This window comes from Nocardioides luti, assembly GCF_014212315.1.
Taxonomy (GTDB): Bacteria; Actinomycetota; Actinomycetes; order Propionibacteriales; family Nocardioidaceae; genus Nocardioides; species Nocardioides luti.
On the sequence record NZ_JACKXE010000001.1, the window covers coordinates 3,220,634 to 3,240,092 of the forward strand.

The 19,459-nt window shown below is 73.4% G+C and carries 18 protein-coding genes; 13 read left to right on the forward strand and 5 right to left on the reverse strand.

Translation table 11 applies throughout. The annotated features are described in order from the left end of the window. Positions 1 to 17 precede the first annotated feature (17 nt). From H5V45_RS15255 to H5V45_RS15280, 6 genes are all read left to right on the forward strand, one after another. On the forward strand, positions 18 to 779 hold the full coding sequence (locus H5V45_RS15255) for a 3-hydroxybutyrate dehydrogenase (RefSeq protein ID WP_185253713.1): 762 nt from the start codon (positions 18 to 20) through the stop codon (positions 777 to 779). Between the two features lie 155 nt (positions 780 to 934). After that, complete coding sequence (locus H5V45_RS15260; protein ID WP_185253714.1) at positions 935 to 2,308, forward strand: MFS transporter; 1,374 nt, start codon at positions 935 to 937, stop codon at positions 2,306 to 2,308. 105 nt (positions 2,309 to 2,413) lie between these two features. Further along, entirely contained in the window at positions 2,414 to 2,836 is a 423-nt protein-coding gene (locus tag H5V45_RS15265; RefSeq protein WP_185253715.1) for a hypothetical protein, read from the forward strand. 11 nt (positions 2,837 to 2,847) lie between these two features. Beyond that, positions 2,848 to 3,255, forward strand: coding sequence for an SRPBCC family protein (locus H5V45_RS15270; RefSeq protein WP_185253716.1), 408 nt, complete (start codon positions 2,848 to 2,850; stop codon positions 3,253 to 3,255). Next, on the forward strand, positions 3,252 to 3,674 hold the full coding sequence (locus H5V45_RS15275) for an NUDIX hydrolase (RefSeq protein ID WP_343061582.1): 423 nt from the start codon (positions 3,252 to 3,254) through the stop codon (positions 3,672 to 3,674). Before H5V45_RS15270 ends, H5V45_RS15275 begins: the two co-directional genes overlap by 4 nt. A 72-nt stretch (positions 3,675 to 3,746) precedes the next feature. Continuing rightward, complete coding sequence (locus H5V45_RS15280) at positions 3,747 to 4,301, forward strand: dihydrofolate reductase family protein (RefSeq protein ID WP_185253717.1); 555 nt, start codon at positions 3,747 to 3,749, stop codon at positions 4,299 to 4,301. Positions 4,302 to 4,332: 31 nt separating this feature from the next. Here H5V45_RS15280 and H5V45_RS15285 read toward each other — a convergent pair whose 3' ends face one another. Then, a complete protein-coding gene (locus H5V45_RS15285; RefSeq protein WP_185253718.1) occupies positions 4,333 to 5,751 on the reverse strand; it encodes a sialidase family protein in 1,419 nt (472 codons plus the stop codon). Between the two features lie 137 nt (positions 5,752 to 5,888). On the opposite strand from H5V45_RS15285, the gene H5V45_RS15290 reads away from it, so the two are divergent. Further along, positions 5,889 to 7,514, forward strand: coding sequence for an AMP-binding protein (locus H5V45_RS15290; RefSeq protein ID WP_185253719.1), 1,626 nt, complete (start codon positions 5,889 to 5,891; stop codon positions 7,512 to 7,514). 150 nt (positions 7,515 to 7,664) lie between these two features. On the opposite strand, the gene H5V45_RS15295 is transcribed toward H5V45_RS15290, so the two are convergent. Further along, positions 7,665 to 9,881 (reverse strand): S8 family serine peptidase, encoded by a 2,217-nt coding sequence (locus H5V45_RS15295; protein ID WP_185253720.1) that lies wholly within the window; start codon positions 9,879 to 9,881, stop codon positions 7,665 to 7,667. Between the two features lie 105 nt (positions 9,882 to 9,986). Here H5V45_RS15295 and larE point away from each other — a divergent pair, with 105 nt between their 5' ends. Both larE and H5V45_RS15305 read left to right on the forward strand, forming a co-directional pair. Continuing rightward, complete coding sequence (gene larE / locus H5V45_RS15300; RefSeq protein ID WP_221634023.1) at positions 9,987 to 11,438, forward strand: ATP-dependent sacrificial sulfur transferase LarE; 1,452 nt, start codon at positions 9,987 to 9,989, stop codon at positions 11,436 to 11,438. A gap of 118 nt (positions 11,439 to 11,556) precedes the next feature. Further along, positions 11,557 to 11,952 (forward strand): cold shock domain-containing protein, encoded by a 396-nt coding sequence (locus H5V45_RS15305; protein WP_185253721.1) that lies wholly within the window; start codon positions 11,557 to 11,559, stop codon positions 11,950 to 11,952. A 6-nt stretch (positions 11,953 to 11,958) separates the two neighbouring features. On the opposite strand, the gene H5V45_RS15310 is transcribed toward H5V45_RS15305, so the two are convergent. After that, complete coding sequence (locus tag H5V45_RS15310) at positions 11,959 to 13,467, reverse strand: MFS transporter (RefSeq protein WP_185253722.1); 1,509 nt, start codon at positions 13,465 to 13,467, stop codon at positions 11,959 to 11,961. A gap of 674 nt (positions 13,468 to 14,141) precedes the next feature. Here H5V45_RS15310 and H5V45_RS15315 point away from each other — a divergent pair. After that, complete coding sequence (locus H5V45_RS15315; protein WP_185253723.1) at positions 14,142 to 14,930, forward strand: DUF3027 domain-containing protein; 789 nt, start codon at positions 14,142 to 14,144, stop codon at positions 14,928 to 14,930. A gap of 16 nt (positions 14,931 to 14,946) precedes the next feature. Here H5V45_RS15315 and H5V45_RS15320 read toward each other — a convergent pair whose 3' ends face one another. Next, the gene (locus tag H5V45_RS15320; RefSeq protein WP_185253724.1) at positions 14,947 to 15,627 is read right to left on the reverse strand and encodes a class I SAM-dependent methyltransferase; all 681 of its coding nucleotides are present in this window, start codon (positions 15,625 to 15,627) and stop codon (positions 14,947 to 14,949) included. After that, a complete protein-coding gene (locus H5V45_RS15325) occupies positions 15,624 to 15,944 on the reverse strand; it encodes a DUF2530 domain-containing protein (protein ID WP_343061584.1) in 321 nt (106 codons plus the stop codon). The genes H5V45_RS15320 and H5V45_RS15325 overlap by 4 nt, the downstream gene beginning before the upstream one ends. 68 nt (positions 15,945 to 16,012) lie before the next feature. Between H5V45_RS15325 and H5V45_RS15330 the strand changes: the two genes are divergently transcribed. The 3 genes from H5V45_RS15330 (at position 16,013) to H5V45_RS15340 (ending at position 19,423) form a co-directional block, all read left to right on the forward strand. Next, positions 16,013 to 17,488 (forward strand): solute carrier family 23 protein, encoded by a 1,476-nt coding sequence (locus tag H5V45_RS15330; protein ID WP_185253725.1) that lies wholly within the window; start codon positions 16,013 to 16,015, stop codon positions 17,486 to 17,488. Between the two features lie 163 nt (positions 17,489 to 17,651). Continuing rightward, positions 17,652 to 18,101 (forward strand): MarR family transcriptional regulator, encoded by a 450-nt coding sequence (locus H5V45_RS15335; RefSeq protein WP_246415912.1) that lies wholly within the window; start codon positions 17,652 to 17,654, stop codon positions 18,099 to 18,101. Between the two features lie 8 nt (positions 18,102 to 18,109). Next, on the forward strand, positions 18,110 to 19,423 hold the full coding sequence (locus H5V45_RS15340; protein ID WP_185253727.1) for an MFS transporter: 1,314 nt from the start codon (positions 18,110 to 18,112) through the stop codon (positions 19,421 to 19,423). Positions 19,424 to 19,459 lie beyond the last annotated feature (36 nt).

Sequence of the window (19,459 nt, forward strand, 5' to 3'; positions counted from 1 at the left end):
CGCCTAGCGTGGTCACCATGCCCGAGACGCCCGTCACACCCCTGTCCGCACGCCGCGCCCTCGTCACCGGCGGCGCGAGTGGCATCGGCGCGGCCGTCGCCACGCGGCTGGCCGGCCTGGGGGCCCACGTCACGGTCCTGGACCGCGACGAGGACGGGGCCGCCCGCGTCGCGGCCCGGATCGGCGGCGACTTCCGGGCGATCGACCTCACTGACGGCGCCGCCATCGACGCCCTCGACCTCGAGGCCGACATCCTCGTCAACAACGCCGGGATCCAGCACGTCGCGCCGATCGAGGACTTCGACCCCGCGACGTTCCGCCTGATCCAGCAGCTGATGCTCGAGGCGCCGTTCCTGCTCGCCCGCCGCTTCCTGCCGGGCATGTACGAGCGCGGGTGGGGCCGGATCGTCCACGTCTCCAGCGTGCACGGCCACCGCGCCTCGCCGTACAAGGTCGCCTACGTCAGTGCCAAGCACGGGCTCGAGGGCCTGTCCAAGGTGATCGCGCTCGAGGCCGCCGACAAGGGCGTCACCAGCAACACCGTGTGCCCCGGCTACGTCCGCACCCCGCTGGTCGAGGGCCAGATCGCCGACCAGGCGAAGAGCCACGGGATCGCCGAGGAGGACGTCGTCGACGACGTGCTGCTCGCCCGCACCCCGGTCAAGCGCCTCGTCGAGCCCGAGGAGGTCGCCGAGATGGTCGGCTACCTCTGCGGCCCGTTCGCCGCGTCGGTCACCGGCTCGTCGTTCCTCATGGACGGTGGCTGGACCGCCGCCTGACCCGCCCGACCCGCCGCCCGTCCCCGGCGCACCGCGCCGACCCGTCGCCGGCCGGCACGACCGCGCGCCGCCACGCCGCCATGCCCCCCGGCACCACGTCGCAGGCCCCCGCCTGCCCCCGGGCACCACGCCCCGCCCCTGAAAGGAACCGCTCCATGACCACGCACGCCGTCCCCACCCCCACCCAGGGTGCCGACCCCGGGCGCAAGTCGATCGGCAAGGTCGTCTTCGCCAGCCTGATCGGCACCGCCACCGAGTGGTACGACTTCTTCCTGTTCGGCTCCGCCGCGGCCCTCGTCTTCGGCGAGGTCTTCTTCGGCGAGATCGGTGGCACCACCGGCACGCTGTACGCCTTCATGACCTACGCGCTGGGCTTCGTGGCCCGCCCGATCGGCGGCGTGGTCTTCGGCCACTTCGGCGACAAGGTCGGCCGCAAGAAGATGCTCGTGGCCTCGCTGCTCATGATGGGGATCGGCACCTTCGCGATCGGCCTGCTGCCGACGTACGCCACCATCGGCGTCGCGGCCCCGGTCCTGCTGGTCTTCTGCCGCCTGCTCCAGGGCTTCGCGGTCGGCGGCGAGTGGGGCGGCGCGGTCCTCATGGTCTCCGAGCACGGCAGCGACGGCTGGCGCGGTTTCTGGGCCTCGTGGCCGCAGGCCGGCGTCGCGCTGGGCAACCTGCTCGCGACCGGTGTGCTGTGGGTCCTCGCGGCCGTGCAGTCCGACGCCGCCTTCCTCGACTGGGGCTGGCGGATCCCGTTCCTGCTGAGCGCCGTGCTCGTCGCGGTCGGCATGTGGGTGCGCCTCTCGATCGAGGAGTCCCCGGTCTTCGCCGAGGCGAAGCAGGAGATGGAGACCACGCAGCGCGGACTGCCGATCATCGAGGTCGTCAAGCAGTACCCCCGCGAGGTCTTCGTCGCGATGGGCATGCGGATGGCCGAGAACATCAGCTACTACATCTTCACGGTCATCTCGATCACCTACGTCACGACCTACATCAGCGTCGACAAGCCGGTCATCCTGCGCGCGCTGCTCATCGGCGCGGCGATCCAGTTCGTGGTCGTCCCGGCCATCGGTGCGCTGTCGGACAAGGTCGGCCGCCGTCCGCTCTACCTGCTCGGTGCCGTCGGCGTCGGTATCTGGACCTTCGTCTTCTTCCACCTGCTCGACACCCAGGACCCCGACAAGATCCTCTTCGGTGTCGTGGTGGGGCTGATCCTGCACTCGTTCATGTACGCCCCGCAGGCGGCGTTCTTCTCCGAGCTGTTCGGCACGTCGGTCCGCTGCACCGGCGCGTCGGTCGGCTACCAGCTCGCCTCGATCTTCGCCGGCGCCATGGCCCCGATCATCGCGCTGAAGCTGCTCGGCGACGTGGGCGACGGCAACACCACCGCGGTCGGCATCTACGTCGCGATCGCCTCGGTGATCACGATCGTGGCCGTGCTGTTCGCCAAGGAGACCCGCGCGAGCTCGCTGCGCCACGACCGGGTCCTCGCGGACCCCACCGAGGTGGACGCCGCGCGGCGCTGACCCCCCTGACGGCGCCCGCACGGCGCCCCCGGTCCGCCGACCCGTCGCCTCGTCCCCCGTGGAGGCGGCGGGTCGGCGCCGTCGTACGGCTGGCACGATGACCGCGTGACGGTCCTCGCGGTGCTGGTGGCGGCGACCTGGCTGCACGCGGGCTTCCAGCTGACCGTCTCGACGCTCGTCTACCCCGCGCTCCTGCGGCCCACCCCCGACGCGGGCGCGTGGTCCGCGCGGCACGCCGCGCACTCCCGTGGGATCACCCCGCTCGTCGTGGTCGTGTACGGCGCCCTGCTGGCCGCCTGCGTGACGGTGCTCGTGACCGGGCCGCGCCCGCCGGCCGCCTGGGTGGCCCTGGCCGCCAGCGCCGTCGCCGGCGGGCTCACCGCGGGTGTCGCCGCCCCGGCGCACGGCCGGCTCGGGCGCGGGCGCGATGCCCGGGTGGAGGCGCGGCTGACGTGGGCCGACCGCGGCCGGGCCGTGGCGGCGGTGGTCGCCGCAGCGGCGGCCGCGACGGCGTACCTCCTGGCGTAGGTTGCCGTGGCATGACCTTCACGCACGAGGAGTCCCTGACCACCGCGGCGAGCCCGGCCGACGTCTGGGCGCTGTGGAGCGACGTCGGCAGCTGGCACGCGTGGGACCCGGCGGTGCAGCAGGTGGCGCTCGAGGGGCACTTCGCCGAAGGGGCGGGGGGCACGATGCTGCTCGCCGGCGGGATCGAGGCGGCGTTCGTGCTCGAGGTCGTCGAGCCGGGGGCCCGCTACCTCGACCGGCTCACGCTGGGCGACCTGGTGATCCGGATCGATCACCAGGTGGCCGCGCACCCGGACGGCGCCCGGCTGCTCGTCCGCACCACGGTCGAGGGCCCGGGTGCCGAGGACGTCGGCCCGATGGTCACCCAGGACGCGCCGGTCGCGCTGGCGGCCCTGGCGCGCCTGGCCGAGGCCCGGTGAGCGCCGGTCCCGTGGGCGACCGGATCCCGATCGCCGTCGCCGCGCTGGTCCGTGACGGCCGGGTGCTGCTGGTCCACCGCCACCCCGCACGCGCGGCCTACCCGGACTGCTGGGACCTGGTCGGCGGGCACGTCGAGGCCGGGGAGAGCGCCCGCGAGGCGGTCGTCCGCGAGTGCCGCGAGGAGCTCGGGGTGGACGTGCACGACCCCGTCCCGCTCGCGGTGCGGATGGACGACCCCGCCCTCGCGCTGCAGGCCTTCGTCGTCAGGCGCTGGGACGGGGAGCCGGTCAACGCGGCGCCCGACGAGCACGACGACCTGGGCTGGTTCGGCCCGGACGACCTCGACGACCTGGTGCTGGCCCACGCCGGGCTCCGGCCGGGCCTCCTGCGCGCCCTGCGAGCCCCCGTGAAGAATTAGTCAGCGCGACCTGTCGTACCCGCCCCACCCCGTTCGTGGAGAGGACGACAGCACCCCACGAGAGGAACCCCGATGCGCACCCTGATCAGCACCCACTTCGTCTCCCTCGACGGCGTCGCCGAGGCGCCCGGCGGCGAGCCCGGCTACCGGCACTCCGGCTGGACCTTCGACATCGAGCAGGACCCGGCGCTCTACGAGGCCAAGGGCGGCGAGCAGGAGGAGGCCACCGCGATGCTGATGGGCGGCCGGACCTACGACGCGTTCTCGGCCGTGTGGCCGACGATGGACTACTTCGCGAAGTTCAACGCGATGCCGAAGTACGTCGTCTCCAGCACCGTCACCGACCCGACCTGGCACGACACCACCGTGCTCGCCTCGCTCGACGACGTCGCGGCGCTGAAGCAGAGCGAGGGCGGCCCGATCCTCGTCCAGGGCAGCCTGGCCCTGACCCAGTCGCTGCTCAAGGCGGGGCTCCTCGACGAGCTGCGGCTGACGGTCTTCCCGGTGGTGCTCGGCAGCGGTCGGCGGCTCTTCCCCGACGACGCCGAGGACAAGGTGAAGCTGTCGCTGGTCTCCAGCAGGACCTTCAGCAACGGCGTGCAGCACCAGGTTCTGCGTACCGCCTGAGCGGCGGCACGCAGGACCGGACGGTGCAGGGTCAGCCGGCGTCGTACGCCGAGAGCAGCGGGAGACCGCTGCTCTGGCGGGCGATCGTGGCGTAGGCGTCGCGGCCCCGGTGCTGCGGGTCGCTGACGCAGGCGTTGATGCAGCCGTCGGCGAAGCCGACCAGCACGCGGCCGTGCGAGTCGGTCGTGACGTCGATGAAGTCGAGCAGGTTGCGGTCGTCGCCGCACGTCGTGCCGCCGGTGCAGATCGAGCCGACCTGGACGGGGTCGCCCGGCGTCGCGTCCGAGGTCACCCAGGTCTTGCCGCCGTCGTAGGTGGTGTCGACGTACAGGTGCCACTCGCCGTGGAAGTTCGCGTTGTCCTGGTAGTCGCCGCCGGTCGGCGTGCCGAGGTAGGCGAACGAGGCGCGGTCGTCGTCGCCGGCGACCATCGTCGGGAAGACGGCGTTCTTGATGCCGAAGCCCTTGCCGACCGTCTGGCGGTCGGTCCAGGTGCGGCCCCGGTCGTGGCTGACCGCGACGCCGGGGGTGCCGCTGCCGTCGACGTACCCGAAGTAGACGGTGCCGCCCGAGCCGACGCCCACGCTCGGGTCGGAGTCGCCGGGCGTCGTGCCCGGGACGGTGTTGACGGTCCAGGTCGTGCCGTTGTCGGTGGAGCTGACCACGGCCTGCTCGTTGCCGCAGCCCTTGTTGGGCAGGTAGGCCGTGCCGTCGGGGGCGACCTTCACGTGGCCGTGCAGGCCGCCGCAGTCGAGGAGGCTGTACGTCGGGACGCCGGCGCCGAAGGTCGTCCCGCCGTCGCGGGAGACCGCGCAGAAGGCGGCCGCGATGTCCTGCGAGCAGTAGTAGACCGCGTCGTCGTAGCCGAGCGGCAGGCCGCCGACCCCGCCCGCGGAGTAGGGGCCGCCGCCGATGGTCTGGTGGTCGACGCCGCTGGGGATGCCGCCACCGGTGCTCGGGTGCCACGTCGCGCCGTCGTCGTCGGTCCAGCAGGTCAGCGAGTCCACGCCGGAGAGCTGCGACTCGAAGGTGCGCCCGGTCGCGTGGTCGGTGAAGAGGATCGGGTCGAGGCTGATGGTCGAGCCCTGCGGGCACCCGTTGGTGGCGTTCGCGGAGACGTCCGACCAGTGCGGCGTCGCCGGGCTGGTGGTGTCGTCCCAGGTGACGGAGTAGGTCGACAGGCTCGACTGGTACATCGTCGTCCCGGTCCGCCAGTCGTCGCCGATGGACGGCTCGCCGGCGTTGTCGGCATCGTTGAACGTCGACGGGGCGGCGTACGACGTGAAGCCGGGCGCCGGGGCGGTGACCGCGGCCGCGGTGACGGCGTGGTGGCCGCCGCGGGCGGTGGTCACGGACGCCTGCGCGGTGCCGGCGCCGGTGGCGCCGGCGACGAGGACCGCGGTCGCGGCGAGCGCGAGGAGCCGCGGGGAGGAGAACGGGAGCCGAGTCATCGTGGGTCCTTCCGGGACGGAGCGGGTCGCCGTGACCCGGAGGGTCAACGACGCGACCGGCGTCGGGTCACGCGCGCCCGGCGCCGTGCGCCGGTGACCAACCGGTGACCAGCCGGACCGGCGTAGGTTGTCGAGCCATGGCTGACGAGAACGAGTCCTACGCCGCCGGTGAGCTCGAGCCGGCGCTCCTCGAGGAGACGATCGGGGTCAACTTCGCCCGCACGGCCGCGGCCCACCCGGACCGGGAGGCGCTGGTCGAGGTGGCGTCGGGCCGGCGCTGGACCTGGGCCGAGCTGGACCGCGACGTCGACGCGGTGGCCCGCGGCCTGATCGCGGCGCGGCTCGAGAAGGGCGACCGGGTCGGCGTGTGGGCGCCGAACTGCGCCGAGTGGACCATCGCGCAGTACGCCACCGCCAAGGCCGGGCTCGTCCTGGTCAACGTGAACCCGTCGTACCGCACCCACGAGTTCGCCTACGCCGTGAACCAGAGCGGGATGCGGCTGCTGCTGGCGGCGACGTCGTTCAAGACCAGCAACTACCGCGAGATGGTCGAGCAGGTCGCGGGGGAGTGCCCCGCGCTGGAGCGCACGGTGTACCTCGACACCGACGACTGGGCCGCCCTCGTGGCGGAGGGGGAGTCGGTGCCCGCCGCGGCGCTCGCCGAGCGGATGGCGACGCTGGAGCCGCACGACCCGATCAACATCCAGTACACCTCCGGCACCACCGGCCGGCCCAAGGGCGCCACGCTCAGCCACCGCAACATCCTGAACAACGGCTACGTCACGACCGAGCTGATCAACTTCACCGAGCAGGACCGGCTCTGCATCCCGGTGCCGTTCTACCACTGCTTCGGGATGGTGATGGCGAACCTCGGCTGCACCTCCCACGGCGCGACGATGGTCATCCCGGCGCCCGGGTTCGACCCCGAGATCACGCTGCGCACGATCGAGGCCGAGCGGTGCACGGGCGTGTACGGCGTCCCCACGATGTTCATCGCGATGCAGAACCACCCGACCTTCGCCGAGCACGACCTCTCGTCGCTGCGCACCGGCATCATGGCGGGCTCGATCTGCCCGGTCGAGGTGATGAAGCGCTGCATCAGCGACATGCACATGGCGGAGGTCTCCATCGCCTACGGCATGACCGAGACCTCCCCGGTGAGCTGCCAGACGCGCGCCGACGACGACCTCGACCGGCGTACCGCCTCGATCGGCCGCGTGCACCCGCACGTCGAGGTCAAGGTGGTCGACCCGGTCAGCGGCGAGACCGTCCCGCGCGGCGAGCCCGGCGAGCTCTGCACCCGGGGCTACTCGGTGATGCTCGGCTACTGGGACGACGACGAGAAGACCCGCGAGGCGATCGACGAGGACGGCTGGATGCACACCGGCGACCTCGCCGAGATGCGCCCCGACGGCTACTGCAACATCGTCGGCCGGATCAAGGACATGGTGATCCGTGGCGGGGAGAACATCTACCCGCGCGAGATCGAGGAGTTCCTCTACCAGCACCCCGACATCGAGGACGTCCAGGTGATCGGCGTCCCCGACGAGAAGTACGGCGAGGAGCTGTGCGCCTGGGTCCGGATGCGCTCGGGCGCCACCCCGCTCGACGCCGACGCCGTCCGCGCGTACGCCACCGGCAAGCTCGCGCACTACAAGATCCCGCGCTACGTCATGGTCGTCGAGGAGTTCCCCATGACGGTCACCGGCAAGATCCGCAAGGTGCAGATGCGGGAGGAGACCGCCGAGCAGCTGGGGCTGTGAGGCGGGGCCGCCTGCTCGTCGCTTCATCACGGGATGCAGGCGAACCGTCGCTTCCCACGGTGAACTCGCCGTGGGAAGTGCGACCTCACCTGCATCCCGTGATGAAGCAGATGCCAGAGAGGTCGGTCGACTCCGCGGATGCGTCCGCGCTCAGCGGCTGATCAGCACCGGGATGCTCACGAGCGTGCCGTTGGCGCCGAGCCAGCGGACGGTGCCGTCGTCGAGCGGCAGGGGGCCGGCGGGCCGGGTCACGCGGATCGTGAAGGTCGCGCTCTCGCCGGGGGCGAGGCGGACGGCGGCGGGGGTGACCGTGACGCGGTGGCGGGTGAAGCCGCGGGCGGAGGAGGAGAAGTACATCGCTCGCCGGCCGACGTTCGTCACCGTGCGGCGGGTGCTCGACTCGGCACCGGCGAGCAGCACCGACGGGGTGTTCAGGGTGGTGCGGTCGCCCTCGAGCCAGCGGCGGTAGTCGAGCGGATCGACCTCGAACGCGAGGCCGGGGGTCGCGGCCGCGGAGGCGCGGACCCGGCCGGCTCCGGCGGTGAGGGCCGAGCCTCCCGCGACCGGGACGGCGCTGGTGGCGAGGGCGGAGCGGACGACGGACGCGGACCAGCGGCGGTGCTCGCCCCGCAGCACCGCGGCGAGGCCGGCGGTGTGCGCGGTCGCGGCCGACGTGCCGGAGACGAAGTCCCAGCGGGTGCTGCGCACGGCGGGGGGTACGGCGCCGAGCACCCCGACCGCAGGGGCGGCGACGTCGGGCTTGAGCACCGGGCCCGTGGGGTCGCCCGCCGCCGTGTCGCGGGCGACACGGGTGGGGATGCGCGCGACGCCCAGCGGGTGCAGCGTGGCGCGGGCGCCGGGGTGGCCGGCGAGCCAGGAGCGCAGGGCGCGTGCGTCGGTGCGGTTCACGTGCACGGTGGGGACGCTGTGGAAGTCGGCGGCCAGGGCGCCGGCCCCGACGTTGGCCAGGACCATGCCGACGCCGTCGGCCTGCTCGACGGCGGCCGACTTGTCGACGCGGCCGATGACGCCGCGGTCGCACAGCACGATCGTGCCCGCGACGCGGGACGCGTCGAGGCTGCCGGGCTGGCAGGTGCGGGCCTGCTCGCGGGTGGCGTCCGGGGCGGCCACGGCGGAGCCGAGCACCACGCGGACGGGGTCGGCGCCGGTGCCGCGCGTCGACGCCATCGCGCCGGGCAGCGTCGGCCCGCCGCCGGCGACGCGGACCTGCCCGCGGCGTACGGCACCGGTCGTGCCCCCGACCGTGGTGACCCACGGACCGGGGTGCGCGGCGAACGAGTGCCGCGGGTCGTTGCCCGCCGCCGCGACGACGACCACGTCGTCCTCGGCGGCGCCGAGCAGGGCGCGCTCGACGGTGTCGAAGGTGGCGGGGCCGTCGACGGAGAGGTTGAGGACGTCGACCCCGTCGGTGGTCGCCTGGTCGATCGCGGTGACGAGGTCGGCGGTCGCGCAGCCGTCGTCGGCCGGGTCGGGCGCGGTCCAGCAGGCCTTGTAGACGGCGAGCCGGGCCTGGGGCGCGGCCCCGGCGTAGCTGCCGAGCCGCTGCTCGTTGACCCGCACCGAGACGCCCGGGTTGCCGGCGGCGATCGAGGCCATCTGGGTGCCGTGGCCGTCGTCGTCGCGGGCGGAGAGGGACGCGGTCGTGCGCACGCGGTCGGAGCCGAAGCCGTCGACGTACCACCGTGCCGCCAGCACCTTGTCGTTGCACGTGGTGTCCGGCCAGTCCTCGCCGCCCGCGCACTGGCCGGAGAAGCCGCGCGGCGCACGACCGAGCCCGGAGACGCTCGCGAACAGCGGGCTCTCGGGCGAGATGCCGGAGTCGACGACGCCGATGACCACGCTGGCACCCCCGCGTCCGGGAGCCGTCGGCGCCTGCGGTGCGGCGGTCGCCGGGGCGCCGGTGAGGTGGCGTACGGCGTTCTCCTCGACGAGCTCGACCTGCGGCAGCGCGGCGAGGTCGGCCGCCTGCGTGCGGTCGAGCCGGACGGCGAAGCCGTTGAGCGCGGTCGTCCAGCGGTAGACCGGGACGGGGGATCCGACCTTCGCCAGGACGGCGTCCTGCTGGCGTCGCAGCGCCAGCCGCTGCACGGGTGCCGGCAGCATGCCGCGGTAGCCGGCCACACCCGGACCCGTCAGCGTGACCAGGTAGAGCGCGTCGGTGTCGACGGCGGACGCGGCCGAGGTCGCGCCGGGTCGGCCGGACGCCGCCACACCGTGGCTGGCGCTGGCGGATCCCGCGAGCGGCACGAGGGCGGTGGTCGCCAGGGCAGCGGCGAGCGTCGCGCCGACGAGCGAGCGTCGTACGACGCTGCCCGGCGCGCGGTCCGCGGCGGCCTGCCTGGTCACGGTCCCCACCTGTCCCTCTGATGTCGAAATGTCCATTCTGTCGCACGGCGCAACTGCGCGACAGCCGATGCGACCAGCTCGTGGTCCCACGCCTACCCTTGGAGCATGTCCGACGCCCTCCCCACCGCCCCGCTGGTGGTGGGCTTCGACCTCGACATGACGCTGATCGACACGGCGCCCGGCTTCCGCGACGTGCTCCGGGTGCTGGGGGCCGAGCTCGGGGTCGACTTCCCCGTCGAGGAGATGACGGCGAAGCTCGGTCCGCCCCTCGACCTCCTGCTCGCCGACCACCTCCCCGAGGCCGAGATCGGCCCGGCGGGGGACCGCTTCCGGGCGCTCTACCCGGACCACGCGATCACCTCGGTCCCCGCCTTCCCGGGCGCGCACGACGCGCTGGCCGCCGTACGCCGCCACCGCGGGCGCACGCTGCTGGTCACCGGGAAGTACCCCGCCAACGCCCGCCTCCACGTCGAGCACCTCGACCTCGACATCGACCACGTCGAGGGCTGGGTCTGGGGCGTCGGCAAGGCCGAGGCGCTGCTCCGCGAGGGGGCGTCGGTCTACGTCGGCGACCACGTCCACGACGTCGAGGGCGCGCTCGCCGCCGGCGTCACGAGCGTGTCGGTCCTGACCGGCGGGTGCACCCGCGAGGAGCTGGAGGCCGCCGGCACCCACGTCGTCCTCGACGACCTCACCGACTTCCCCGCCTGGCTCGACGAGCACCTGCTCGACCTGCGGCTCGCGGCGCTCGAGGCCGACCTGCGCGAGCGCGGCTCGCTGCTCGTCGCCTACAGCGGCGGCGCCGACAGCGCCCTGCTGCTGGCCGCCGCCGTCCGCGCGCTTGGCCCGGACCGCGTCGCCGCCGCGACCGGCTACTCCGACTCGCTGCCCCAGGCCGAGCGCGACCCGGCCCGCTCCTTCGCGGAGTCGCTGGGCGTCCCGGTGCTGACCCCGCGGACCCACGAGATGGAGCGCGAGGGCTACCGCGCGAACGCCGGGGACCGCTGCTTCTTCTGCAAGGCCGAGCTGATCGACGTGCTGACCCCGCTCGCCGCCGAGCACGGCTACGCCCACGTCGCCACCGGCACCAACGCCGACGACACCGTGGCCGGCTTCCGCCCCGGGATCCGGGCGGCCGCCGAGCGCGGTGCGGTCACGCCGCTCGCGGACGCCGGGCTGAGCAAGGCCCAGGTCCGGGAGGCGTCGCGCCGCTGGGGCCTGCCCACCTGGGACAAGCCCGCCGCGGCCTGCCTGTCCTCGCGGGTCGCCTACGGCATCGAGGTCACCCCGCACCGCCTGGCCCGCGTCGAGCGCGCCGAGGCGGCGGTCCGCACGCTGCTCGCCGAGGCCGGCGTCGCCGTGCGCGACCTCCGCGTCCGCGACCTGGGGGAGCGCGGCTCCGTCGAGCTGGACGCCGCCCTGCTGGCCGGGCCGCTCGCCCCGGGCAGCGCGCTCGCGGAGCAGCTCCTGGACGTCGTTCGGCGTGCCGGTTTCGACACCGTCGAGCTGGACCCCCGCGGCTTCCGCTCGGGCTCGCTCAACGACGCCCTGCGCTGAGCCGCGCGCCCGCGCGGCCCGGCGGGAACCCGGTGGTCCGGGTGTGGTGGCGCCACATATGCTGTGCCGTCGCTGCGGCACCGGGTCGCGACGTCGCGTTTCAGGGAGAGGTCAGACCGTGCCCACTGGCAAGGTGAAGTGGTACGACGCCGAGAAGGGCTTCGGCTTCCTGTCGCAGGAGGACGGCCCGGACGTGTACGTCCGCTCCGAGGCGCTCCCCGAGGGCGTCACCACGGTCAAGGCCGGGACCCGGGTCGAGTTCGGCATCGCGCAGGGCCGCCGCGGCGACCAGGCGCTGCAGGTCCGCGTCCTCGAGGCGCCCGCGTCCGTCGCGCGCGGCCAGTCGCACGCCCGGCGCAAGAAGCCCGAGGAGATGGTCTCGATCGTCGAGGACCTGATCCGCCTGCTCGACGACGTCGGCGAGGGCTACCGCCACGGCCGCCACCCCGACTCCCGCACGGCCAAGCCGACCGCGAAGCTGCTCCGCGCGCTCGCCGACGAGCTCGAGCTCTGACGGACGTCAGCGGCCGGGCACCCGCACGGGTCGGTCCTGCCCCGGCCGGCTGACGAGCACGAACGCCAGCCAGGCGGCCAGCACGGCGCACGCAACCCCCAGGCCCAGCCGGGGGAGCAGTGGCATCGCGATGCCGACGAAGCCGCCGATCACCCACGCGAGCTGCAGCGTGGTGTCCGAGCGCGCGAAGGCGCTCGACTGCACCCGCTCGGGCACGTCGCGCTGGATCGTGGCGTCGAGCGCGAGCTTGGCCAGGGCCTGTGCCAGCCCGGCCGTCAGGCCCAGCAGCCCGAGCGTGACGACGCCGTAGAACAGCGCGGACACCAGCACGATCCCGGCGTCTGCCGCGAGGGCGACCACGACGAGCAGCGGCGAGTTGACCTGGCGCAGGGTGGAGCCGATCGCGATGCCCAGGGCGTTGCCGAGCCCGGCGCCGCCCAGGACGATCCCGAGCAGCACCTCGGTGCGCCAGTCGCCGATCGGGTTCTCGCGCAGCAGGAACGCCATGAACATGATGAGGAAGCCGGACAGGAACCGCGGCCCCGCGTTGGCGCGCAGCGCGAACGCCACCGCCGGCGGCACCTGGGCCCGGGCGGCCCGCCCGCGGCCACCTCGACGGCCGCCTGGCGCGTCGCCGAGCGGCATCTCGGCCGTCCCGGTCGGCCCGGGGCCGAGCGCCAGGGTGATCTCACCCTGGCTGGAGTCGACCTTCGCCGGGAGCAGGATCGCCAGGACGGTCGCGATGACGAACAGCACGAACGCGTAGCGCAGCGACCACTGCGCGCCGAAGGTCGAGGCCAGCCCGGCCAGCGGCGCCGAGACCCCGGCCCCGACGATGCCGGCCAGCGAGATGCGGGCATTGGCCTTGACCAGGGTGAACGACTTCGGCACGAGCCGGGGCACCGCGGCGGCCCGCGTGACGCCGTACGCCTTGGACGCGACGAGCACGCCCAGCGCCGCCGGGAAGAGCACCGTCGAGCCGGTCACCACCGCCGAGGCCAGCACCCAGCACAGGAACGCCCGCAGCGCCATCGTCGCGCCGATCGCCCAGCGCCGCCCGTGGCTGAACCGGTCGAGGAACGGCCCGATCAGCGGCGCCACGATCGCGAACGGCAGCATCGTCAGGCCGAGGAACAGCGCCACCTGGCCCCGCGCCTCGCCGGTCGGGACCTGGAAGAACAGCGTGCCGGCCAGCGAGATCGCCACCGCCGCGTCGCCCGCGGTGTTGAAGGCGTGCATCTCGATCAGCCGGGACAGCCCCGAGTCGCCGGCCCCCTCGGCGCGCGCGGCGCGCCGGGCCTGGCGGACGGTGTACCCGCCGGCCCGCCCGGTCACCCGGGCCACCCCGCGGACCCCGCGGGCGGCCCCCCGCGCCCCGGCCCCGAGCCCCCGCCCGACGGCGCGGGCCCGGTCTGCCTTGCTCGCGCCGGACCCGCCCGACCCCTGCTCGGGGTGGGGGTGGGGGTCCCGCCAGCGCTGGTCCCCGGAGGACGAGTCGGGGTGGGGCGCGGTCATGCCCCCATCCTGCCCGGTGCCGCCGACGGGTGGGGTGCGGGACACGGCTGCGCCGTGGGTCATGGCATCCCGTGGCCGGCGCCGCGGGGCGGCGCGGGCGGGGGCTCCCGGTGGGCGGCTGCTCCTCGGTGCCGGGGGCGGCGCTGCGAGGGGTGCCCGGTCGCTTGCGTCGCCCAGGAACCGCCCGCACCCCGCTGCACTGATTCGTTCCGTTGAAGGGCGGGCGGTGTGGGAGGGCTAGCTTTCACGCTCCCCGGGCACCCCTCGCCGCGCCACCCCCGGCGCGTGGAGCGCGTCCGTGGTCGATCACGGCGTGAAGAGATGGATGATTCCGCTGCGGTCACTCCGACCCTGCGGTCACACCCGCCCCCAGACCCCCACCCACCCGCACCGTCTGACGCGGGCGCGGGCGCCAGCGGGCCCCGGTGACGGCGGCTCCCCGCACGCGCGGGGAGCCTAAAAGCAAGCCCTCCCACACCGCCCGCCCTCACCGGGACAGTCAGTGCAGCGGAAGCGCGGGCGGTTCCTGGGCGCAGCCCAGCGACCGCGCGTGCGGGGAGCCGCCGGCGCCGGGGACCGGTGCGACGACTCCCGGTCTGCGCACGAACCGCCCCGACGGCTGATTCTTCCGGCTGCCGCCGGACCCGACCTGACACGACGGGGGCCGATGGGTCATGATTCCGTGCGTGATCACCTCCGTGCGCCTCAAGCCCGACACCGCTGCCGTCGCAGCGGTGGACCTGGCCCGTACCGCGCTCGTCGAGGAGGTCGACGCCGCCGACGTGGGCGAGCACCTGGGCCACCTGGTCGAGGGCGAGCGCCTCGTGACGCACCTCTTCGCGTGCACGCGTCCCGGGTACGTCGGGTGGCGCTGGTCGGTCACCGTGGCGCGTGCGTCGCGCCAGAAGACCGTGACGGTCGACGAGATCGTGCTGATCCCTGGCGACGAGGCGATCGTGGCGCCGGCCTGGGTGCCCTACCGCGAGCGGATCCAGCCCGGCGACCTCTCGCCCGGCGACCTGCTGCCGGTCGAGGACGACGACCCGCGCCTGGTGCCGACGTACTCCTTCGGTGACGACCCGCTGGACACCGACGCGCAGGCGCAGATCCGCACCGTCGCCAAGGACCTCGGCCTCGGCCGGGTCCGGACGCTGTCGCCGGAGGGCCACGACCTCGCGGCCCAGCGGTGGTACGACGGCGATCAGGGGCCGACCGCGGCGATCGCGCAGTCCGCGCCGGACAGCTGCTACTCGTGCGGCTTCCTGCTGCGGCTCAACGGCTCGCTGTCGGACACGTTCGGCGTCTGCGCCAACGGTGACGCCAACGACGACGGTCGCGTCGTCTCGCTCGACCACGGCTGCGGCGCCCACTCCGAGGTGCAGCTCGCCAAGAAGCACGAGCCCCAGCCGCTGCCCGAGCACGTCGTCGACACGCTGAGCGGCGACCAGCTCGAGTCCTTCTAGGTCCTTCGACGACGTCCTACGGGTCCGGCGTGAGCACCGTCGGGTGCCCGAACGACGTCGGGACCGGCCCGTCGTCGGCGCGCGACAGCACCCACACGGCGTACCCCTCGTCCGCGGGGTGCAGCTGGTAGCTCCCGGCCCGCAGGTCCACCCGCAGCCCCGACGCCTCGGCGTCCGCCGCGAACTCCGCGGGCGGATAGGTCCGGCTCGTCGTGGGCCCACCCACGGGGTGGAAGCCGACGAGCACGCGGCCGCCGGGGGCGAGCAGGCCGCGCAGCCGGGCCAGCACGTCCCGCTCGGTGGCCTCGGCGAGGTAGATCATCACGTTGCCCACGCACACGACCAGGTCGTACGTCGGGGGCAGGCCGCGACCGGCCAGGAGGTCGGCGGAGAGGCCGAGGATGTCGCTCTCGACGACCTCGAGGTCGGGATAGGTGCGCCGCGCCTGCGCGACGAGCGCGGCGTCCGGCTCGGCGGCGACGACCCGGTGCCCGCGGGCGGCCAGGGCGGCGCCCACGCGGCCCATCCCGGCCCCGGCGTCGAGGACCCGGGCGCCGCGGGGGAGCAGGGCGTCGGCCAGCCGGGCCTCGCCGTCCACGTCGGCGCCGTCGTCGACGAGCTCGGCGAACTTCCGGCCGTACCCGTCGTTGCGCCGGCCGCCGGACGCCCAGCGGGTGACCGGGGGGACGTCGGTCATGCGTCGGTGCGGAGGTCGCCGTCGGGGGACTCGACGAGCTCGGCGCGGGCCTTGCGGCGGCGCCGGCAGTACTCCAGGCCGAAGAGCCCCAGGCCGAAGCCCGCCAGGCAGGTCCACAGCCACCACAGCCGGCCGGCGTCCTCGAGACGGCCGTAGAACGGCAGCAGCGCGACGAAGGCGAGCAGCCACAGGCCGACGCCGACCTCGACCGTCCGGACGCCGTCGACGTCGAGCGGCTCGACGTCCGCGACGATGAACGTGCGGTTGCCGATCTCGTGCTGCATCGGCTGGTCGTCGCGGAGCTCCACGAGGCTCACCGTAGTCGCTCGTCCCACCCCCTCCAGCGGTAACCCGCACGAAACGCGACCCGTGCCAGAATCCCGCCGTGAGCAACGACAGCAAGACCGGCGCGAACGCCGGCACCAGGCGCCCAGCGGGCGGTCTCGACGGCTACTTCAAGATCTCCGAGCGCGGCTCGACCGTGGGCCGGGAGGTGCGGGGCGGCGTCGTCACGTTCCTCACGATGGCCTACATCATCGTGCTGAACCCGATCATCCTGCTCCAGGGGCAGGACATGGACGGCAAGTTCCTCGCCGACGGCAACTTCGCCGCGATCGCCGCCGCCACCGCGCTCGCGGCCGGCGTCCTGACGATCCTGATGGGCGTGGTGGCCAACTACCCCCTCGCGCTCGCGACGGGTCTCGGGCTGAACGCCTTCGTGACCTTCTCGATCGCCAGCCAGATGACCTGGGCCGACGCGATGGGCCTGGTGGTCCTGGAGGGCCTGATCATCCTGGTCCTGGTGCTCACCGGGTTCCGCGAGGCGGTCTTCCACGCCGTGCCCGCCCAGCTCAAGATCGCCATCTCGGTCGGCATCGGCCTCTTCATCGCCCTGATCGGCCTCGTGGACTCCGGGTTCGTACGCCGCACCGCGGCCGGCAGCGTCCCGGTCGAGCTCGGCATCGGCGGCAAGCTGCAGGGCTGGCCGGTCCTCGTGTTCGTCGTCGGCCTGGTCCTGGTGATCGGCCTGTTCGTCATGGGCGTGCGCGGCGCCATCCTGATCTCGATCGTCCTGACGACCCTGCTCGCGATCGTCGTCGAGAAGGTCGCGAAGGTCGGTCCCGCCTTCACGCCCGAGCGGGTCAACCCCAAGGGCTGGAACCTCAACGTCCCGGCCTGGCCGAGCGACATCGTCGACAAGCCCGACTTCGGGCTGATCGGCAACTTCGACCTGCTCGGCTCGTGGCAGAACGCCGGGGTCGTCACCGTCGCGCTGTTCGTCTTCACGCTGCTGCTGGCCGACTTCTTCGACACGATGGGCACGATGACCGCGATCGGCGCCGAGGCCGGGCTGCTCGACGAGGAGGGCAACCCGCCCAACACCCGGCGCATCCTGGTGGTCGACTCGCTCGCCGCCGCCGCCGGTGGCGCCGCCGGGGTCTCCAGCAACACGTCGTACATCGAGTCCGCGTCGGGTGTCGCCGAGGGTGCCCGCACCGGTCTGGCGAGCATCGTGACCGGCCTGCTCTTCCTGCTGGCCACGCTGTTCGCGCCGATCGTCCAGATCATCCCGAACGAGGCGGCCGTCCCCGCACTGGTCCTCGTCGGGTTCCTGATGATGCAGCAGGTCAAGGGCATCGACTGGGACGACCTCGAGATCGCGCTCCCGGCGTTCCTCACGATCGTGCTGATGCCGTTCACCTACTCGATCTCGGTCGGCATCGGCGCCGGCTTCCTCGCCTACGTCCTGATCAAGGTCGTCCGCGGCAAGGCCGGCCTCGTCCACCCGCTGATGTGGGGCATCGCGGCCCTGTTCGTCCTGTACTTCGCGATCTCGCCGCTCACCGCCTGGCTCAGCTGAGCCCACCCCACCGCCGAGTCGGCGTGGAGGTCCCGCCAAGGGGACCTTCACGCCGACTTCGCGATTTCGGGTCGGCAGATGCGCCGACTCGGGCCCTCTCCGACCTGCAGATGCGCCGACTCGGCGGGAATGCTTAGCGTAGGTAATGAGTTATGCTAACGACATGCCCACCGTGGAGAGAGTTGCCCGCACCGACGCCGGACTGGCCTCGGAGCTCCGCCTGTCCGTGATGCGCCTGCGTCGCCGGCTGGCGGCCGAGCGGCACCCCGACAACGAGCTGAGCCTCGGCGCGATGGCGGTCCTCGGGGCGCTCTACCGCGCCGGTGACCTCTCCATCGGCGAGCTCGCCGCCCGCGAGCGCGTCCAGCCCCCGAGCATGACCCGCACGGTCAACTGCCTCGAGGACGGCGGGTACGTCGCCCGCAAGCCCCACGACACCGACGGCCGCCAGGTCCTCGTGACCCTCACCGACAGCGGCCGCACCACGCTGCTCGCCGACCGCGCCCGCCGCGACGCCTGGCTGGCGCTGCGCCTGCGTGACCTGACCCCCGAGGAGCGCGCCGTGCTGCGGCAGGCCGCCCCCATCCTCGAAGCACTCGCCCAGAAGGACTGATCTCCCGCTTGAGCCCCACGTTCCGCGCCCTCCGCAACCCCAACTACCGGCGGTACCTCGTCGGCAGCGTCGTGTCGAACACCGGCACCTGGATGCAGCGCGTCGCGCAGGACTGGCTGGTCCTCCAGCTGCCGGGCAACAGCGGCACCGCCCTCGGCATCACCACCGGCCTGCAGTTCCTGCCGGTGCTGCTGCTCTCGCCGTACGCCGGGGTCATCGCCGACCGGTTCCCCAAGCGCCGCCTGCTCCAGGTCACCCAGGCCACGATGGCGGGCGCCTCGCTGCTGCTCGGCCTCCTGGCGGTGCTCGGGGTGGTGGAGACGTGGCACGTCTACGTCATCGCGTTCGCGTTCGGCATCGGCTCGGCCTTCGACGCACCCGCCCGCCAGTCGTTCGTCTCCGAGATGGTCGACCAGGACGAGCTCACCAACGCCGTCGGCCTCAACTCCGCCGCGTTCAACGTCGCCCGGATCCTCGGCCCGGCCCTCGCCGGCCTGATGATCGGCGCCCTCGGCGGCGGCGCCGACGCCACCGGCTGGGTGATCCTCATCAACGCCGCGTCGTACGCCGCCGTGATCTGGCAGCTCCAGCACATGAACCTCGCGCTGCTCCACCCGACCGAGATCCGTCCCCGCACGCCCGGGATGCTGATCGAGGGGGTGCGCTACGTCCGCAGCCAGCCCAAGATGGTGCTGATCCTGATCATGGTGTTCTTCGCCGGCACCTTCGGCATGAACTTCCAGATCACCTCCGCGCTGATGGCCACCGAGGTCTTCGGCAAGGGCGCCGGCGAGTTCGGCGTCCTCGGCTCGGCGATGGCGGTCGGCTCCCTCACCGGCGCTCTGCTCTCCGCGCGCCGCGTCACGATCCGGCTGCGGCTGCTCGTCTTCGCCGCCCTGGGCTTCGGCGTCGCCGAGATCATCGCCGGGATGCTGCCGTCGTACGTCGCGTTCGCGCTGTTCGCCCCGGTCATCGGGCTCTGCACGCTGACCCTGCTCAACTCCGCCAACGCCACGATGCAGCTCGAGTCCGACCCGGCCCTGCGGGGCCGTGTGATGGCGCTCTACATGACCATCGTGATGGGCGGGACACCCCTCGGCTCGCCGATCATCGGCTGGATCGGGGAGCACCTCGGTGCGCGGTACACCTTGGTCATCGGGGGAGCGCTGACGATCGTCGGCGTCCTGCTCGCCGTCCTCGTGTTCGCGAGGCTCCAGGGGGGCCTGCGTACCGTTTTGACCGGGGTAGAGCGACCCGGTAATCTCGTTCCTCGTGTCTGGGACAACCAGACCGTTGCGCGTGCCCAGAAGGTTTCCGACTGATCCACGACTGTCCATCGAGTCGTGAGCGGGTCTGGG

Excerpts from the sequence above, each read along its gene's own strand:
- H5V45_RS15310 (WP_185253722.1), bottom strand. The coding sequence starts at position 13,467 with ATGACCGCGCCCCACCCCGACTCGTCCTCCGGGGACCAGCGCTGGCGG.
- H5V45_RS15280 (WP_185253717.1), top strand. The coding sequence starts at position 3,747 with ATGCGCACCCTGATCAGCACCCACTTCGTCTCCCTCGACGGCGTCGCC.
- H5V45_RS15270 (WP_185253716.1), top strand. The coding sequence starts at position 2,848 with ATGACCTTCACGCACGAGGAGTCCCTGACCACCGCGGCGAGCCCGGCC.
- H5V45_RS15255 (WP_185253713.1), top strand. The coding sequence starts at position 18 with ATGCCCGAGACGCCCGTCACACCCCTGTCCGCACGCCGCGCCCTCGTC.
- H5V45_RS15290 (WP_185253719.1), top strand. The coding sequence starts at position 5,889 with ATGGCTGACGAGAACGAGTCCTACGCCGCCGGTGAGCTCGAGCCGGCG.
- H5V45_RS15260 (WP_185253714.1), top strand. The coding sequence starts at position 935 with ATGACCACGCACGCCGTCCCCACCCCCACCCAGGGTGCCGACCCCGGG.
- H5V45_RS15315 (WP_185253723.1), top strand. The coding sequence starts at position 14,142 with ATGATTCCGTGCGTGATCACCTCCGTGCGCCTCAAGCCCGACACCGCT.
- H5V45_RS15335 (WP_246415912.1), top strand. The coding sequence starts at position 17,652 with ATGCCCACCGTGGAGAGAGTTGCCCGCACCGACGCCGGACTGGCCTCG.
- H5V45_RS15320 (WP_185253724.1), bottom strand. The coding sequence starts at position 15,627 with ATGACCGACGTCCCCCCGGTCACCCGCTGGGCGTCCGGCGGCCGGCGC.
- H5V45_RS15285 (WP_185253718.1), bottom strand. The coding sequence starts at position 5,751 with ATGACTCGGCTCCCGTTCTCCTCCCCGCGGCTCCTCGCGCTCGCCGCG.
- larE (WP_221634023.1), top strand. The coding sequence starts at position 9,987 with ATGTCCGACGCCCTCCCCACCGCCCCGCTGGTGGTGGGCTTCGACCTC.